The organism is Mangrovicoccus sp. HB161399 (genome assembly GCF_013184745.1).
Classification (GTDB): domain Bacteria; phylum Pseudomonadota; class Alphaproteobacteria; order Rhodobacterales; family Rhodobacteraceae; genus Mangrovicoccus.
The window spans coordinates 1-16,801 of the sequence record NZ_JAATVU010000066.1 but is presented as its reverse complement, the minus strand read 5'-3'; the positions used below and the strand labels follow the sequence as shown (position 1 = coordinate 16,801).

18 protein-coding genes are annotated in these 16,801 nt (G+C 69.1%); 11 read left to right on the top strand and 7 right to left on the bottom strand.

From position 1 onward, the window contains the following. Positions 1-8: 8 nt before the first annotated feature. The 3 genes from HCC78_RS25115 to HCC78_RS25105 all read left to right on the top strand — a co-directional run bounded on the left by HCC78_RS25115 (position 9) and on the right by HCC78_RS25105 (position 5,138). Positions 9-1,178, top strand: a complete 1,170-nt coding sequence (locus tag HCC78_RS25115) for an FAD-dependent oxidoreductase (protein ID WP_172331525.1) — start codon at positions 9-11, stop codon at positions 1,176-1,178. A gap of 145 nt (positions 1,179-1,323) precedes the next feature. Continuing rightward, the gene (locus tag HCC78_RS25110; RefSeq protein ID WP_172331524.1) at positions 1,324-3,117 is read left to right on the top strand and encodes an ABC transporter transmembrane domain-containing protein; all 1,794 of its coding nucleotides are present in this window, start codon (positions 1,324-1,326) and stop codon (positions 3,115-3,117) included. A 125-nt stretch (positions 3,118-3,242) separates the two neighbouring features. Beyond that, positions 3,243-5,138, top strand: a complete 1,896-nt coding sequence (locus HCC78_RS25105; RefSeq protein ID WP_172331523.1) for an acyl-CoA synthetase — start codon at positions 3,243-3,245, stop codon at positions 5,136-5,138. Between the two features lie 3 nt (positions 5,139-5,141). Here the strand turns inward: HCC78_RS25105 and HCC78_RS25100 are convergent, their stop codons facing one another. Both HCC78_RS25100 and HCC78_RS25095 read right to left on the bottom strand, forming a co-directional pair. Next, entirely contained in the window at positions 5,142-5,822 is a 681-nt protein-coding gene (locus HCC78_RS25100; protein WP_172331522.1) for an NUDIX hydrolase, read from the bottom strand. Continuing rightward, a complete protein-coding gene (locus HCC78_RS25095) occupies positions 5,815-6,219 on the bottom strand; it encodes a DUF983 domain-containing protein (RefSeq protein WP_172331521.1) in 405 nt (134 codons plus the stop codon). The genes HCC78_RS25100 and HCC78_RS25095 overlap by 8 nt, the downstream gene beginning before the upstream one ends. Positions 6,220-6,389: 170 nt before the next feature. Here HCC78_RS25095 and HCC78_RS25090 point away from each other — a divergent pair, with 170 nt between their 5' ends. The 4 genes from HCC78_RS25090 to HCC78_RS25075 are packed head-to-tail and all read left to right on the top strand — an operon-like array spanning position 6,390 to position 8,461. Further along, the gene (locus HCC78_RS25090; protein WP_253949353.1) at positions 6,390-6,923 is read left to right on the top strand and encodes an EF-hand domain-containing protein; all 534 of its coding nucleotides are present in this window, start codon (positions 6,390-6,392) and stop codon (positions 6,921-6,923) included. Between the two features lie 41 nt (positions 6,924-6,964). After that, a complete protein-coding gene (locus tag HCC78_RS25085) occupies positions 6,965-7,555 on the top strand; it encodes an RNA polymerase sigma factor (RefSeq protein ID WP_172331520.1) in 591 nt (196 codons plus the stop codon). Further along, positions 7,545-7,913 carry a hypothetical protein gene (locus tag HCC78_RS25080; RefSeq protein ID WP_172331519.1) on the top strand — a complete coding sequence of 123 codons (369 nt, stop codon included), beginning with the start codon at positions 7,545-7,547 and terminating at the stop codon, positions 7,911-7,913. Before HCC78_RS25085 ends, HCC78_RS25080 begins: the two co-directional genes overlap by 11 nt. 2 nt (positions 7,914-7,915) lie before the next feature. Beyond that, the gene (locus HCC78_RS25075) at positions 7,916-8,461 is read left to right on the top strand and encodes a periplasmic heavy metal sensor (RefSeq protein ID WP_172331518.1); all 546 of its coding nucleotides are present in this window, start codon (positions 7,916-7,918) and stop codon (positions 8,459-8,461) included. A 6-nt stretch (positions 8,462-8,467) separates the two neighbouring features. Here the strand turns inward: HCC78_RS25075 and HCC78_RS25070 are convergent, their stop codons facing one another. Then, a complete protein-coding gene (locus tag HCC78_RS25070; protein WP_172331517.1) occupies positions 8,468-9,889 on the bottom strand; it encodes a diguanylate cyclase in 1,422 nt (473 codons plus the stop codon). 16 nt (positions 9,890-9,905) lie between these two features. Here HCC78_RS25070 and HCC78_RS25065 point away from each other — a divergent pair, with 16 nt between their 5' ends. From HCC78_RS25065 to HCC78_RS25050, 4 genes are all read left to right on the top strand, one after another. Next, positions 9,906-10,280 (top strand): DUF3572 domain-containing protein, encoded by a 375-nt coding sequence (locus HCC78_RS25065; RefSeq protein WP_253949352.1) that lies wholly within the window; start codon positions 9,906-9,908, stop codon positions 10,278-10,280. A 94-nt stretch (positions 10,281-10,374) separates the two neighbouring features. Next, the gene (locus HCC78_RS25060) at positions 10,375-11,088 is read left to right on the top strand and encodes an HAD family hydrolase (RefSeq protein ID WP_172331516.1); all 714 of its coding nucleotides are present in this window, start codon (positions 10,375-10,377) and stop codon (positions 11,086-11,088) included. Positions 11,089-11,248: 160 nt separating this feature from the next. After that, positions 11,249-11,833, top strand: a complete 585-nt coding sequence (locus tag HCC78_RS25055; RefSeq protein WP_172331515.1) for a heme NO-binding domain-containing protein — start codon at positions 11,249-11,251, stop codon at positions 11,831-11,833. Positions 11,834-11,841: 8 nt separating this feature from the next. Further along, a complete protein-coding gene (locus HCC78_RS25050) occupies positions 11,842-12,924 on the top strand; it encodes a GGDEF domain-containing protein (protein ID WP_172331514.1) in 1,083 nt (360 codons plus the stop codon). On the opposite strand, the gene HCC78_RS25045 is transcribed toward HCC78_RS25050, so the two are convergent. The 4 genes from HCC78_RS25045 to HCC78_RS25030 all read right to left on the bottom strand — a co-directional run bounded on the left by HCC78_RS25045 (position 12,902) and on the right by HCC78_RS25030 (position 16,286). Beyond that, entirely contained in the window at positions 12,902-13,060 is a 159-nt protein-coding gene (locus HCC78_RS25045; protein WP_172331513.1) for a hypothetical protein, read from the bottom strand. The two genes, HCC78_RS25050 and HCC78_RS25045, sit on opposite strands and share 23 nt — an antisense overlap. A 57-nt stretch (positions 13,061-13,117) precedes the next feature. Then, the gene (locus tag HCC78_RS25040; RefSeq protein WP_172331512.1) at positions 13,118-14,536 is read right to left on the bottom strand and encodes a TRAP transporter large permease subunit; all 1,419 of its coding nucleotides are present in this window, start codon (positions 14,534-14,536) and stop codon (positions 13,118-13,120) included. Next, positions 14,533-15,117: a TRAP transporter small permease subunit gene (locus tag HCC78_RS25035; protein WP_172331511.1), complete on the bottom strand. Its 585-nt coding sequence runs from the start codon at positions 15,115-15,117 to the stop codon at positions 14,533-14,535. The genes HCC78_RS25040 and HCC78_RS25035 overlap by 4 nt, the downstream gene beginning before the upstream one ends. A gap of 62 nt (positions 15,118-15,179) precedes the next feature. Then, complete coding sequence (locus tag HCC78_RS25030) at positions 15,180-16,286, bottom strand: TRAP transporter substrate-binding protein (RefSeq protein WP_172331543.1); 1,107 nt, start codon at positions 16,284-16,286, stop codon at positions 15,180-15,182. Positions 16,287-16,801: the final 515 nt, after the last annotated feature.

The following is a 16,801-nucleotide window of genomic DNA, read 5'->3' as shown; positions in this document are numbered from 1 at the left end:
GTGAAGACATGCTGATCGGCCGCCAGGCCATCGTGGCCGGAGCAGGAATCGGAGGACTCGCCGCTGCGCTTTCGCTGGCGCAGCGGGGGGCCTCCGTCACCGTTCTGGAACAGGCCCCCGACCTTGCCGAGGTCGGGGCCGGGCTGCAGGTCAGCCCGAACGGCACCGCGGTGCTGGAGGCCATGGGGCTGGGTCCCGCAATTCCGAAAATCGGGACACCTTTGTCCGCGCTGCGCATGCGCGACCACGCGCGCGGGCGCGAGGTGCTGCGCATGGACGTGGCCGGAGCGAAATTCGGCCATCCCTGGCTGATGGTGCATCGCGCCGACCTGCTGGAGGCGCTGCGCGCCGCCGCCGTGTCGGCCGGGGTGCGGATCGAGACCGGGGCAGAGGTGACCGGGCTGGCCGGGGACGGCCGGACCGGCGTGGAGCTGGCCGACGGCCGCGTGCTGCGCGCGGGCGTGGTGATCGCCGCGGACGGGGTGCGCTCGCGCATCCGGCCGCTGGTCGACCCGGCACCCGAGCCGGCCTTCCGCCGCCAGGTCGCCTGGCGCGCGCTGGTGCCGGGCGACGGCACCGCGCTGCCCGAGGTGCAGCTGGTGCTGGGGCCGGGCCGCCACCTGGTGCGCTATCCGCTGCGCGGCGGGCGGCTGATCAACATCGTCGCCGTGCTGGAGCGCGCCGCCTGGGCCGAGGACGGCTGGAGCCACGAGGACGATCCAGAAAACCTGCGCGCCGCCTTCGCGCGCTTCCCGGCGGATATCCGCGCCGAGCTGGAGCAGGTGCAGACCGCCCATCTCTGGGGGCTGTTCCGCCGTCCGGTCGCGCGCCGCTGGGCCAGGGGACGGGTGGCGCTGTTGGGGGATGCCGCGCATGCGACGCTGCCCTTCATGGCGCAGGGCGCGGTGATGGCGCTGGAGGACGCCTGGGTGCTGGGCGACAGCCTGGCGGGCAGCGACGGGGTGGAGGCCGGGCTGGCGCTCTACGAGGCGCGGCGCAAGGCGCGCTGCCGCCGCATCGTCGCGGCGGCGGACCGCAACGCGATGCTCTACCATCTGGGGGTTCCCGGCCTGCGCCAGCTCGCGCATCTGGGCCTGGGACTCGGCGACCGGGTGAAACCCGGGCTGGCGCTGAGGCAGTTCGACTGGCTCTACCGCCTCGACGTGACCCGCGACTGAGCGGGCCCGACGGATCACATTCCCGTCATGCGTGTGCATCTGCCGCATGACCCAGCGCATCCCGTACCAAGTGATGAAGGCCCGGGCCTTGTTGCGGCGGGCGCCATGGCGTAGGCAAATCCCGGATTTCCAGCGAGGAGTAGCCATGGCCCGCCGCCCGAACAATTCCAGCGAGGACCGCGCGAAGTCGAAGAAGATCGGGGCGCTCCGCGGCCTGTTTCCCTTCCTGAAGCCCTATCGCGGCCTGCTGGTCGCCTCGCTGCTGGCGCTGATATTCACCGCCACCGTCTCGCTGGTCCTGCCCGTGGCGGTGCGCCGGGTGGTCGACGGCTTCCTGACCGGCGAGACCGCGCTGCTCGACAAGTACTTCGTTGCCGCGCTCGGCATCGCGGGCCTGCTCGCCCTCGGCACGGCGGCGCGCTACTACCTCGTGACCCGGCTGGGCGAGCGCACGGTCGCCGACATCCGCAAGGCGGTGTTCGACCGGATGATCTCGATGAGCCCGGCCTTCTACGAGAAGATCATGACCGGCGAGGTGCTGTCGCGGATCACCACCGACACGACGCTGATCCTGTCGGTCGTCGGCTCCTCGGTGTCGTGGTTCCTGCGAAACCTGCTGCTGTTCGGCGGCGGCCTCGTGATGATGCTGCTGACCTCGGCAAAGCTGACCGGCCTCGTGCTGCTGCTGGTGCCGGTGGTGCTGATCCCGATCCTCGGGCTCGGCCGCCGCCTGCGCGGCCTGGCGCGGGACAACCAGGACTGGATCGCGCAAGGCTCGGGCAAGGCGTCCGAGGCGCTGCTGTCGGCGCAGGCCGTGCAGGCCTTCACGGCCGAGGGGCCGAGCCGCGCGATGTTCGCCGACGTGACCGAGAAATCCTTCGAGTCGGCCAAGCGGCGCATGGTCGTGCGCGCGGCGCTGACCGCGATCGTCATCTTCATCGTCTTCGGCGGCATCATCTCGGTCCTCTGGGTCGGGGTGACCGACGTGCGCAGCCAGGCGATGTCTATCGGCGAGCTGGTGCAGTTCGTCATCTATGCCGGCATCATGGCAGGCTCCGTCGCCGCGCTGTCCGAGATCTGGGGCGAGCTGCAGCGCGCGGCCGGCGCCACCGAGCGGCTGGTCGAGCTGCTCCATGCCGAGGACACCGTCTCGGATCCCGAAACCCCGCGCGCCCCGGCCGCGCCCGCGCAGGGCGAGATCGAGTTCCGCGACGTGCGTTTCCACTATCCGACCCGCCCCGACGATGCCGCGCTGGAAGGCCTGTCCTTCCGCGTCGCGCCGGGCGAGACGGTCGCGCTGGTCGGTCCTTCGGGGGCGGGCAAGTCGACCGTGCTGCAGCTGCTGCTGCGGTTCTACGATCCGCAGTCCGGCGAGGTGCTGCTCGACGGCGTGCCGCTCCCCGCGATGGCGCGCGACGCCTTCCGCCGCAACCTGGCGCTGGTCCCGCAGGAGCCGGTGATCTTCGCCGACACCGCCCGCGCCAATATCCGCTTCGGCCGTCCCGATGCCACCGATGCCGAGGTCGAGGCCGCCGCGAAGGCCGCCGCGGCGCATGGCTTCGTCTCCGAGCTGCCCGACGGGTACGACACCTATCTGGGCGAGCGCGGCGTGATGCTGTCCGGCGGTCAGAAGCAGCGCATCGCCATAGCGCGGGCCATCCTGCGCGATGCGCCGGTCCTGCTCCTCGACGAGGCGACCTCGGCGCTCGACGCCGAGAGCGAGGCAGCGGTGCAGAAGGCCGTCGACGAGATGTCCCGCGACTGCACCACGCTGGTCGTCGCGCACCGCCTCGCCACGGTGAAGAAGGCCGACCGCATCCTCGTCTTCGACAAGGGCCGGATCGTGGCGCAGGGCACCCATGACAGCCTGGTCGCCGAGGGCGGGCTCTACGCCCGTCTGGCGCGGCTGCAATTCACCGAGGCCGTCGCCGCCGAATGACCGCCGCAGGTCCGGGCCGCAGCGTTACTCTTGCGCTGCGCCCGGGCCCGGGTCCATCCTCGCGGCAGGCCGCCCGCTTCGCATGCAAGAACGGACAAGGCGGCCATCCTGGGGAGGAGATTTCAATGCACATGTTCACGGACGTGTCCTCTGCGCGCCTGATCGAGGCGGAGGGCCCGTGGAGCGCGCGCGATGTGCCCGAGACCGTCCATGATGCGCTGGCCGCGACCGCGGCGCGCCATGGCGGGCGGCCCGCGGTCACGTTCCAGCTGTTCTCGGAACCGCGGGCGCCCGCCGAAACGCTGGACTGGGCGGAGCTCGCCCGGCAGGTGACGCAGGCGGCGAACCTGTTCCGCTCGCTCGGCATCGGCGAGACCGATGTCGTCGCCTACCTGCTGCCGAACTGCAACGAGACGATCCTTGCGCTGCTGGGCGGCATGACGGCGGGGCGGGTGCTGCCGATCAACCCGCTGCTCGACACCGAGCAGATCGCCGGCATCCTCAACGATGCCGGGGCCAAGGTTCTGGTGACGCTGCGCACCTTCCCGAAATCCGAGGTCGCCCAGAAGGCCGCTGCCGCGGTCGCCTTCTCGCCAACCGTGAAGACGGTGCTGGAAGTCGACCTGAAGCGCTACATGACGCCGCCGAAATCCTGGCTGGTGCCGCTGCTGCGTCCGAAGATGTCCGGGCGGCACCATGCGAAGGTGCTGGATTTCCGTGCCGAGCTGGAGCGCCAGCCGGGCGGCAGGCTGGCGTTCGAGCAGAGCCGCGGGGACCGGATCGCAGCCTATTTCCATACCGGCGGCACCACCGGCACGCCGAAAGTGGCGCAGCACAAGTTCTCGGGGATGATCTACAACGGCTGGCTCGGCAAGGAGCTGCTGTTCGACGAGACCGACGTGATGATCTGCCCGCTTCCGCTGTTCCACTGCTTCGCCTGCTACCCTGTGCTGATGTCGGCGATCCAGTCGGGCGCGCATGTCGTCTTTCCGACCCCCGCCGGCTACCGCGGCGAGGGTGTCTTCGACAATTTCTGGAAGCTGATCGAGCGCTACCGCGTCACCTTCCTGATCACCGTGCCGACCGCGCTTGCCGCGCTGATGCAGCGCAAGGTCGATGCCGATGTCTCCAGCCTGAAGATCGCGATCTCGGGTTCCGCGCCGCTGCCGCTGGAACTCTACCGCCGGTTCGAGGAGGCGACCGGGGTGCAGGTGGCCGAGGGCTACGGGCTGACGGAGGCGACCTGCCTGGTGTCGGTGAACCCGATCGACGGCAAGAAGAAGGTCGGCTCGGTCGGCGTGCCCTTGCCCTACACGGATGTGCGGATCCTCGATTGCGAGGATTGCGGGACCATCCGGCATGAATGCGGCACCGACGAAGTGGGCGAGATCTGCATCGCCAACCCGGGCGTCTTCGAGGGGTCGACCTATACCGAGCCGGGCAAGAATCTCGGCCTTTTCGCTGACCGGCGATATCTGCGCACGGGCGATCTGGGGCGGATCGACGCCGACGGCTACCTGTGGATCACCGGCCGCAAGAAGGACATGATCATCCGCGGCGGCCACAATATCGACCCGGCCGAGATCGAGGAGGCGCTGTCGGGCCATCCGGCGGTGGCGATGGTCGGCGCGATCGGCCAGCCCGACGCCCATGCCGGCGAACTGCCCTGCGCCTATGTGGAGCTGGTGGCCGGGGCCAAGGTGATGACCGGCGACCTGATGGAGTTCGGCCGCTCTCGCATTCACGAGCGCGCCGCCGTGCCCAAGCATGTCGAGATCCTTGCCGAGCTGCCCAAGACCGCGGTCGGCAAGGTCTTCAAGCCCGCCCTGCGCAAGATGGCGATCCAGCGGGTCTTCGACGGCGTTCTGGCGGCCGAGGGCTTTCCGGTCACGGTTGCCGAGGTGGTCGAGGACCGCAAGCTCGGGCTGACCGCGGTGCTGGAAGCGCATGGCGATGTCGACGCCGAGCGGCTGGCGCAGGTGATGGGCTGCTACACCACCCCGTGGCGCTGGCAGGACTGAGGCTCAGAGCAGGGCGCGCCCGCCGAGGCGGCGGAACAGCGACTCCTCGTCGTCATTGTCGTAGAACGGCACGGGTCCCGGCTGTGCCCCGCGGCGCAGCATGGCGGCAAGCTCGGCCAGCACCACCTCGGTGATGAAGGGCAGGTCGAAGCGGCGCACCTCGGGCAGCGGGATCCATTGCAGCAGGCTCAGCTCGTCCGAGGCGCGGGAGAAATCCTCCGCCTCCAGCCCCAGGGCGTCGGCATCGGCGAGGAAGAACCGTGCGTCGAAGCGGCGGGGGCGGCCCGGCGGCGTGATCGCGCGGAAGAAGAAGCGCAGCCCCTCGCCCGAGGGCACGTGCCCGGTTGCGGCGAACCCCTGCCAGTCTGCCGGCGGATCCGGCCAGGCGCCCTCGCGGCCGAGGACCAGCCCGGTCTCCTCCCAGGTCTCGCGGATCGCGGCGGCGACCAGCGCGCGCGGCAGGTCCGGCGCAACGCCCTCGCCGAGCCGCTCCAGGCAGATCCCGTCGGGAAGGCCCGCCAGCGGGACGGCCACATCGCCGGGATCGACCGCGCCGCCGGGAAAGACGAATTTCGACGGCATGAACACGGCCTTCGCGCCGCGCTGGCCCATCAGAACCTGCGGCCCGCCGCGGTCGCGCAGCAGGATCACGGTTGCCGCGTCGCGGATCTCGGGATCAGGCATCTGCCACCGGGGACCCATCTCCGCCGAAGCCGTGCATCCGCCGCGACCACTGGATGCCGATCAGCGCGCCCTTTATCCGCGGCAGCAGCCACAGCGCCAGCCCGACCGTCAGCGCCGAGAGGCTGGCGGCCATGACCATCGGCTGCGGGCGCCAGAGTTCCCAGGCCAGCAGCATCACCGGGGCGAGCACATGGCCGACTACGAGGATCGTCAGATAGGCCGGACCGTCATCGGCGCGGTGGTGGTGCAGTTCCTCGCCGCAGGCCGGGCAGGCGGGCCGCACCTTGAGATAGCCCTGCAGGATCCGGCCCTCGCCGCAGGCCGGGCAGCGGCGGCGCCAGCCGCGCAGCAGCGCCTGGTTCAGCGGCCGGTCCTCCTCGATGCGGATGTCTGTCATGCGGTTCTCCTTCCCTGCGCGGCCTCGCAGCCGAGTCGCGCCCCCGCCGCTTATAGCAGCGGGGCGGAAAAATTTGCAGGCCTGCGACGGAAACCCGGCGAAGCCCCGTTGAATGGATGAACGCGGCAAGGAGCATCGCCGCGTCCCAGACATCACGAAAGGCAAGACCGATGACCAAGAAGATGATCGCACTGAGCGCTGCCATCGCTGCCGGGCTGGCCCTGCCGGTTCTCGCGGATCGCGGCCAGGACGGCGCCCGCGGCATGGGTCCGGGCGGCTTCGGCCCGGGCGAGCGCCCGGCCTTCTCCGAACTCGATGCCGACAGCAGCGGCACGGTCACCGCCGAGGAGTTCAAGGCTCATCGCGAAGCCCGCTTCCAGGCCGCCGACGCCGACGGCAACGGCGAGTTGACCGCGGACGAGCTGACCGCCGCCGCGGTGGCGCGGATGCAGGAACGGATGGCCGCTCGCATCGCCAACATGGTGGAATTCCGCGACCAGGACGGCAACGGCACCCTGTCGATGGCCGAACTGGAAGGCCCCGGCATGGCCGCGGGCATGGAGCGCGCGTTCCAGGCCATGGACCGCGACGGCGACGGCGTGCTGAGCCAGGAGGAAATGGCGCAGCGCCCGATAATGGGCGGGCACCATGACGGGCGCGGCGGCCACGGTCCGCAGGACGGCAAGGGCATGAACCGCAACTGACGCCTTGACCGGTGTTCCACGGCCCCCTAGCCCGGTCCGGGATGAAGGCTGACAGCGCCAGAGGAACCTCCTCGGAGGATGCGGCCCTGCTCGCGGCCTATGCCGCGGGCGACCCGCAGGCGGCCCGCACGCTGATGCTGCGGATCGCACCGAGGATCCATGCCCTGGCGGTGCGCATGCTGGGCGACCGGGCGGAGGCCGAGGACGTCACGCAGGAAGCGATGCTGCGCCTGTGGAAGATCGCGCCGGACTGGCGCGACATGGGCGCGGCGCCCGCCACCTGGACCTACCGGGTGGCGGCAAATCTTTGCACCGACCGGCTGCGCCGGCGCCGGCGGCAGGCGCCGCTGGAGCCCGAGATGGAGCCGGAGGACGACCGCCCCGGAAACGAGGCGCGGATGCAGGGCGCGGCGCGGGCACGGGCGCTGCAGGCGGCGCTGGCCGAACTGCCCGAGCGGCAGAGGCTGGCGGTGATCCTGCGGCATCTGGAAGGCCGCCCCAATCCGGAGATCGCCGAGATCCTGGAGATCTCGGTGGAGGCGGTGGAAAGCCTGACGGCGCGGGGCAAGCGGACGCTGGCGAAGGCGCTGGCGAAGCACAGGGAGGCATTGGGATTGATCGATGGCACATGAACGCGACCTGGACATTGACGATGCCGCCCTCGACCTGATCCTGGCCGGGGCGCGGGCGGATGCGCCGCTGCCTTCCGCCGCGCTGCTGGCGCGGATCGAGGCGGATGCGGCGCGGCTGCAGCCTGCTCCGCCGCCGCGGGCGGAGCCGCGCCGCAGCTGGCTGGCCGGGCTCGGGGCGCTGGCCGGGCGGCTGGCGCTGCCCGCCGGGCTGGTGGCTGCCGGGCTGACAGGGCTCTGGATCGGCCTCTCGGCCGGGACCGGCGCCGATTTCAACGGCGCTTCGGTCTATGACAGCGCCTTCGGGCTGCAGATGATCTACGAATTCCCGGCGCTGGCCGGGCTCTTGCCGGAGGGATGAACATGTCGGAACCCGCATCTCCGCGCCGGAAGCTGGCCTGGCGGATCCTCACCGGGGTCTCGCTGGCGCTGAACGTGCTGGTGATCTGCGCCGTGGCCGGGCTGTTCCTGTCGAAGCGCGCCTTCGACGGCGATCGGCCGCCGCCGATGCGGCCCGGCTTCGTCGCTCCGCTGATCGGCGTGCTGCCGCCGGGGGACCGGCGCGCTGTGCTTTCGGAACTGCATGCGATCGGCCGGGCCGAGGGCGTGACCCGCGGAACCCAGGAAGAGGTTCGGTTGCGGGTGATCGCGCTGCTGGAGGCCGAGCCCTTCGATCCGGAGGCGCTGCGCGATCTGCTCGACGGATCGAACGCCGCCTTCGCGGGCTTCACTGACCGGGCCCATGCGGTGATCATCGACCGGATTGCGGCGATGCCGCCGGAGGAGCGAGCGGAGTATGTCGACCGGCTGAAGCGCTTCGGCACCTATCGCGGCGGCAAGGACCGGGACGGCGGCCGCAAATGGGATGGCGGCGACGGACATGGCCACCCGCCGCATGATCCGGACTGACGGTGCTCAGGCGGCGGAAAGGCCGAAATTAACGGTGTTCCGCCCTTGGGCCTTGGCGCTGTAGAGCGCCTTGTCGGCGCGTTCCAGCAGGGCCTGCACCGCAGTGCCGGACTGTCCGGCCGCGGCCGCCTCGCGGAAGGCGGCGATGTCGGCCATGGCGATGCCGATGCTGGCGGTGACCGGCAGGAGCAACTGGCCCGCGGACATGGGCCGGTCGGCGATCACCCGGCGCAGCCGCGCCGCGGCCATGCGCACCCGGTCGAGATCAGTGTCCGGCATGGCGATCAGGAATTCCTCGCCGCCGATCCGCGCCAGCAGGTCCTGCTTGCGGATGTTGTCCGAAAGCCGCGCCGCGGTCTCCACCAGCACCCGGTCGCCCGCCGCGTGGCCATGGGTGTCGTTGACCGACTTGAAGCGGTCGAGATCGACCATCATCAGCGCGAAGCCGCGTCCGCTCTGCACCGCCCGCTCGGCGATGCGGTCGATATGGGGCATGGCATAGCGGCGGTTGTAGAGCCCGGTCAGCGGATCGCGCAGTGCCTCGCGCAGCCCGTCCTCCACCCGGTTGCGCAGCCGGTCGCCGTCGCGCTTGCGCGCCAGGTGCAGCGCGCTGCGCAGCACCAGTTCTTCGGGAATGAAGCCGTGGCGCATGACATCGTTCGCGCCGATGTCCAGCGCCATCGCCAGGCGGTCCGCCGGCCGTTCCTGGCGCCGCGCGCGCGGATCGCTGACAAGGATGGCGGCGGCGGTGCGGCTGGACTGGCGGCTGCGCAGTTCCGCGAGGAAGCGCAGGCTGTCGTCGGGCTGGTCGGGATTGTCCTCCACGATGTAGAGATCCGGATGGCCGTCCTCGGGCGAGAGCGAAAGGGCCGCCTGCGGGTCGAGCCAGGACAGCCGGTGCGGCACCAGCGGCATCAGCGCCGCCTGCCAGGCCCGGCCCTTGACCGGGCGCTGGGTGACCAGGGCGATCCGCGCGGGCTGGACGAAGGCGGCCGCGTCCTCCGACAGGCCGAGCTGCTGCTCGGTCAGGCTGCGCGCGGCGATCTCGTCCAGCGCGCCGCGCTGGCGCAGGAGCGCGCGGATCCGGGCCAGCAGGAAAGCGCCCTGCGCTTCGGGGTCGAGCGCGTCCTCGGCCCCCGCCAGCAGCGCCGCGCGCACCGCCTCGGGGTCGAAGGAGCCGGTGAGAATCAGCACTGGCACGCCGCGCCCGGCCGGGAAGCCGGCGAGGCGCCGGACCATGTCGCAGGCCATCGGGCCGGTCAGGCCGGGTCCGAGCAGAATCAGGTCGGGGCGGTTTTCGGAGACCCGGTCGAAGGCCTCGTCCGGACTGCCGGCCTGCACCACGGAATGGCACGAAACCGTCACCCGGCTGCGCAGCACGATTCGGTTCGCCGCGACGGGATCGATGACAAGAATCTGGCCCGGCATCCGGGGATCTCCACATATGAAGGTTGTGCAGCTTCACATTCCCACGGAAGAAGTTAAGGAAGCCTTGAGCATTTTAGTCGAATTGCGAAGGCTCAGACCGGAGGCTGCTGCCATGGACCTTGAAAACGCTTCTGCCGTGGCGTTGGGCGCCCTTTCCTGGCTGGGCTCGGCGGATGACATGCTGCCGGTGTTCCTTAACGCTTCGGGCCTGTCGGCCGACGGGCTCCGGGCCGGTCTGGGGGACCTCGAGATCCTGGCGGCGGTGCTGGATTTCGTTCTGATGGACGATTCCTGGGTGCTGTCGGCGGCGGAGCATGCCGGGCGGGACCCGCTGGATTTCGGCCGTGCGCGGCAATGCCTGCCCGGCGGAATGGTTCCGAACTGGACATGAACCTTCCGCCGAACCGCGGTTTCGGAAGGGATAAGGGCTTTCTTGTCTGGCGGTGGCGTTCCGTGGCATAGTGCGGCCACTGGGAGGAGCGCTAATGATCAAGACAGTCCTTTTCGACAAGGACGGGACGCTGTTTGACTTTCGGGCAACTTGGGGCGGCTGGGCCGCATCCTTTCTTCTGGAACTGAGTTCGGGCGACCATGCCAAAGCTGCGCAGATGGCGGCATCGGTGGGCTTCGATCTGCAGGACCGGCGCTTCGAGGAAGACAGCGTTCTCATCGGCGGGACGCCGGGCGACATCGTCCGGCAGCTTCTGCCGTATGTGCCGGGCGTATCCGCGGCCGGACTGGTATCGCGGATGAACGTGATGGCGGCAGCTGCGCCGCAGCATGAGGCCGCGCCGCTCTTGCCGCTGCTCGGCGGGCTGCGCGAGCGCGGGCTGGCCCTGGGCGTGATCACCAACGATGCGCGCGCGCCGGCGATGGCGCATCTGCGCGCCTCAGGCGTGGCGCATTGCTTCGATCACATCATCGGCAGCGACTGCGGTTTCGGCCAGAAGCCGGGACCGGGGCAGCTGCAGGCCTTCATGGAAATGACCGGCGCCGATCCGTCCGAGACGGTGATGGTCGGCGATTCCCCGCACGACCTGATCGCGGCGCGGGCAGCGGGCTGCCACCGCGTGGGCGTGCTGACCGGAATGGCGTCACGACAGCAGCTGGCGCCGCTGGCCTCCGTGGTGCTGCCGGACATTTCGGCTTTGCCTGCCTGGCTCGACGCGGCGGAAGAGGCCCGCACCGACGCCGCGTGACGGGGACGCCGGGCCGGAGCCCGGCGGAAAGCCTCAAATTTGCATCTACTCTTAGGGGTTTGGCCGGCCGGTACCGGCGCCGGCCCCCCGGCATTTAGCGGCGTGTTAACCGACCGGCTCCTAGGCTCCTGCAGAGAAACCGAGACAGGACGGCCGGCGGGTGCACGGGCTCATCAACAAATCGCTGCAGTGCTTCCTCCGCGACACCTACGGTGCCGGGGCCTGGACCGAGGTGGCGCAGGCCGCCGATGTCGATCCGGCCGGGTTCGAGGCGATGCTGCTCTACGACGACGCGCTGACCGGCGACGTGCTGGCTGCTGCCGCCGCCTATCTCGGCAAGTCCGCGGATTGCGTCCTCGAGGATCTGGGGACCTACCTGGTGTCCCATCCCAACCTGGAGCCCGTGCGGCGGCTGCTGCGCTTCGGCGGCGCGACCTTCGTCGATTTCCTGCATTCGCTCGACGAGATGCCCGACCGCGCGCGGCTGGCGGTGCCGCAGCTCGACCTGCCGCGGCTGGAACTTCTGCCGATCGACGAGGCGTCCTACAGGCTGGACTGCGAATGGCACCTGCCGGGCTTCGAACATGTCCTGGTCGGGCTGATGCGGACCATGGCCGACGATTACGGCTCGCTGGTGCTGCTGGAATGCCTGCCGCCGAGCGCCGGGCTCGCCCATGTCTGCATCCGGCTGATCGACAATGGCTTCGCCTCCGGGCGCAGCTTCGAGCTGGCCGCGGGAAGCTAGGGCGCGCGATGGAGATCCGTCTGGACTGTCACGCGCTGGATGTGCTGATGCCGATGAACCTGCAGGCGGATGCCGCGGGCAATATCGTGCATGTCGGCCCGACCCTGGCCAAGACCCGGCCCGACGGCTATTTCCGCAGCGCGCGGCTGTTCGAGCTGTTCCGCTTCAAGCGCCCGCGCGAGGTCGCGTCGATGGAGGCGCTGCGCCTGGCGGCGGGGACGCCGCTGCGGCTCTACTTCCGCGACGACCCGCAGACGCAGCTGCGCGGCGAGGTGACGGCCGCTGCGGATGGCGGGCTGCTCCTGAACCTGTCCTTCGGCTTATATGTGTTCGATGCGATCCGGCATTACGCGCTGCATGCCAGCGATTTCGCCACCACCGATCCCACCATGGACATGCTCTATCTGGTGGAGGCGAAATCGGCGGCGATGGATGCCTCCTACGAGCTGAACCTGCGGCTGCAGGCGGCGCGGATCGCGGCCGAGGAACAAGCCTATACCGACACGCTGACCGGGCTGAAGAACCGCCGGGCGCTTGACCTGGTGCTGGCGCGCCACCGCCGGCAGGGCGTGTCCTTCACGCTGGTCGGGATCGATCTCGACTATTTCAAGCGGGTCAACGACACGATGGGGCACGGCGCGGGCGACGTGGTCCTGCAGCATGTCGCGCGACTGATGCTGGACCGCACGTCGGAGGGCGACACGCTGGTGCGCACCGGCGGGGACGAATTCCTGATCGTCCTGAAGGACGAGACCGATCTGGACGCGGTGCGCCGCCGCGCCGTGGAAATGATCGCCGCGCTGGAAACGCCGATTCCGGTGCCCGATGGGCACTGCCTGATCTCGGCCAGCATCGGCGTCTGCTCCACCGGCCAGTTCAACGGCTGGGAGCCCGCGCAGATGCTCGCCGATGTCGATTCCGCGCTCTACGCGGCCAAGCGCGGGGGTCGGTCGCGGGTCGTCGCCTATGTGCCTGGGGTGGAACCGTCCGGCGAGGACCCGGACCGGAAGGCCGCGCGGCTGATGGCGCGGCCGTCGCCGCCCGCGGCAGCGGGCGGGGGGGATGCCCTCAGCGCCCGTCCCTTGCGCTAGTCAGGAAATCGCGCGCCGCCAGCAGGACCACCGCCGCGGTCACCGCGATCAGGTCCCAATGCGGCACGTGCCAGACCAGGATGCCCAGGAAGGCCGCCAGGGTCGCGAAGGCGATCAGCGCCATGATCTTGTTCATCCGGTCTTTCTCCTCCGGCTGTCGGCCCGGCGCCGGAGAGCGCCGGGAGGGGTGGGATCAGCTGCCATAGATCATGTCCGGCAGGTAGAAGACGATGCCCGGCGCCAGGTACATCAGCACCATCGCGAGGATCACGCAGAACAGGAAGGGCATGCAGCCCGCGAAGATCTGCGTCAGCCGCACCTCGGGGGGCGCGATGCCCTTGAGGTAGTAGGCCGACATCGCCATCGGCGGCGTCAGGAACGAAGTCTGCAGGTTCAGCGCGACGAGGACGCCGAAGAACAGTGGATCGATCCCGAAATGCGGCAGGAGCGGCAGGAAGATCGGCACGAAGATGATGATGATCTCCGACCATTCCAGCGGCCAGCCCAGCAGGAAGATGATCAGCTGCGCCATGATCAGGAACATCACCGGGGACATGTCGAGTCCCTTGACGAATTCCGAGATCACCTGCTCGCCGCCGAGATAGCTGAACACCGAGGAGAAGATGTAGCTGCCGATGAAGAGCCAGCAGACCATCGCGGTGGTCCGCGCGGTCAGGTAGACGCTCTCGCGCAGCCGCCCCCAGGTCATCGAGCGGTAGAGGAAGGCCAGCAGGATGCCGCCGAGCGCGCCGATCGAGGCCGCTTCGGTGGGCGTGGCCAGGCCGAAGAGGATCGAGCCCAGCACCGCCAGGATCAGTGCCGCCAGCGGAAGGAAGCTGGTGGCGACCATCCGCAGCAGCTCGAGCCGGGGCACGTCAGGAATGTCCTCCGCGCTCGGCCGCGGCGCCACCGAGGGCTGCAGCATCGCGCGGCCCATCACGTAGACGAGGTAGAGCCCGACCAGCGTCAGCCCCGGCAGCAGCGCGCCGGAATAGAGGCGGACGATCGAGACGTTGGAAGCCGCCGCATAGACGATCAGCATGATCGAAGGCGGGATCAGGATGCCCAGCGTGCCGCCCGCGCAGATGATGCCCGCGGCGAAGGAGTTGTCGTAGCGCGCCTTCAGCATGGCGGGCAGGGCGAGCAGCCCCATCAGCGTCACCACGGCGCCGACGATGCCGGTTGCGGTGGCGAAGAGCGCGCAGGTGATCAGCGCCGCGACCCCCATCGAGCCGGGCACGTTCTTCGAGGCGATGTTCAGCGTGGAGAACAGCCGGTCGACGATGTTGGCGCGCTCGACGATGTAGCCCATGAACAGGAACAGCGGCACGGCGGTCAGCACCTCGTTCGACATCACCGTGAAGCTCTGGTTGATGAAGAGGTCGAAGACGCGGTTGTTCAGCCAGCCGTCGACCCATGTGCTGGCCTGGTCCCACCAGGACGAGTCCTCGGGCAGGCGGAAGTGCTCGCGCCACATCCGGCGCTCGTCGAAATAGGCGTAATAGCCGAAGCCCAGCCCCATCGCCATCAGCGTGAAGGCGATCGGGAATCCGAGGAAGACCATCAGGATGAAAAGGCCCAGCATGCTGAGCGCGACCATGGGATCGGTCATGGATGGGCGTCCTTCTCGGCCTCTGCGGCCCTTGCCATGAGGATGTCCTCGGTTTCCTGCACGTCTTCGTCGGCCGCCAGCCATTCATTGGTGCGGATGGCGATGATGCAGCGCATGACCTGGGCGATGCCCTGGATGAACAGCAGCACGCCGGCGACGACGATCACGGTCTTGAACTGGTAGATCGGCACGCCCGCGGGCGAGTTGACCGAAACCTCGGCGTATTGCCAGCTGCGCGCGGCGTATTTCCAGCCCGCGAAGATCAGCGCCAGGACGCCGGGGAAGAAGAAGACGACATAGAGCACGAGGTCGATGCGGGCCTGCCAGCGCGGGCTCCACAGGCGGTAGAGGAAATCCCCCCGCACATGGCCGCCGCGCGACAGCGTGTAGGCGCCTGCCATCATGAAGAGCGCGCCGTACATGATGAAGGAGACGTCCAGCGCCCAGGCGGTGGGGCTGTTCAGGACGTAGCGGACGAAGACCTCGTAGCCGGTGCCGAACGCCATCATCAGGATGAGCCAGGCGAAGGCCTTGCCGAACCACGCAGAGAGCGCGTCGGCGAAACGGATGTAGCCGATCATGGGATTTCCCGCAAAGAAAGTGGCGCCCTCCCGGAGCATCGGGGGAGGGCGCCGTCCAGGGCTCAGCCGAGCTTCAGCTTGCCCGGGAAGTAATGCTCGAAGGCCAGCGCGTAGTCGGGCGCGTTCATCAGCTCGTAATAGGCGACCTGCTCGACCCAGGCGCGCTGGCTGTCGAGGACCTTCTTCATGAAGGGATCCTCCTCCAGCTGAGGGATGAGCTTGTCCCAGGCGGCGAGCTGCGCGTCGAGGATCTCCTTCGAGGTCCGGTGGACGGTGACGCCGGCCTCGTTTTGCAGCCATTGCAGGTCGGCCGAGTAGCGGCGCATCGCCTTGGCGGTGTTCGCCGTGGAGGCGGATTCGACCGCGTATCTGACGATCGCGCGCAGGTCGTCGTCCAGATCCTCCATGAATATCTTGGAGAACAGGAACTCGAAGCTCTCGGAGGCCTGGTGGTAGGAGGACAGGTAGTAGTTCTTGGCCACGTCCTGGGCGCCGAAATCCTTGTCCGAGCTCGGGTTGTTGAACTCGAAGGCGTCGATCACGCCGCGCTCCATCGCCGGGACGATCTCGCCGCCGGGCAGCTGCGCCACCGACATGCCCATTTCCTGCATCAGGTCGGCGGCAAGCCCGACGGTGCGGTACTTGAAGCCCTGCAGGTCGGCGGCCGTGTTGACCTCCTGCTTGAACCAGCCGAAGGGCTGGGCGAACATCGGGAAGCCGAGATAGCCGTCGACATCGAGCCCCATGATGTCCTGGGTCAGCTCGTCGTAGAATTCCTTGCCGCCGCCCTCGTAGAACCAGCTGAGCATCGTCGTGGCCGAGCCGCCGAAGACCGGGCCGGTGCCGAAGAGCGAGGCGGCCTTGTTCTTGCCGTACCAGTAGACCGGCACTGAATGCGCCGCGTCGAGAAGCCCGTCATTGACGGCGTCGAGCACCTGGAAGGCTGCGACCACCGCGCCCGCGGGCAGGAGGTCGATCTTGATCCGGCCGCCCGACATGGCCTCCACGCGGTCGGCATAGTCCTGGGCGAATTCCTGCCAGATGTTCGAGGCGGACCACGAGGTCTGCATCTTCATCACGATCGGGGCCTGGGCCAGCACGGCCGGTGCGGCGAGCGTGCCTGCGCCACCGGCAAGCGCAGTGGCACGCAGGAATTTCCTGCGGTTCATCTTGTCCGACAATTTTTCCTCCCTTGACCGCTCGGGGCGGTCCTTCTTTCGCTAGGCTTTTTTCGGTGTTCTCCTGCAGCGGCAAGCTGCCGCGGACAGTTCCCGTGCCGATAGAATTAGCGAAATCCGGAACGGGTCAAGGGGTGAATTCGGATATCTAGATAAATCTGGTCAATCCGGATAGCCAATTCGATGGATTTGCGTGACGGGGATTCGCCCGGTTCGCCCGTGCCGGGCCGCGTCCGGCCTGCGAGTGGCCGCAAGGCGCGCTCCGCGTGGCCGCAAGGCGCGCTCCGCGTGGCCCGTGCCGGGGGCGTGGTCCTCCGCGTGCCGCTCGCACCGGCCAACCGGGGCCGCTGACGAGCCCGGGGCCGGAAAGGCGTTGCTATCAAAGGCTTTCGGCGTGTTCCTGCAGGATTTCCCAGACTACACGACACTGGTTGATTTGGGGTGGCGGCGATCGGCGGAAGGGAGTCTCCTGACGGACTCGACCTCGCCAAAGGAACGGCCCGTTG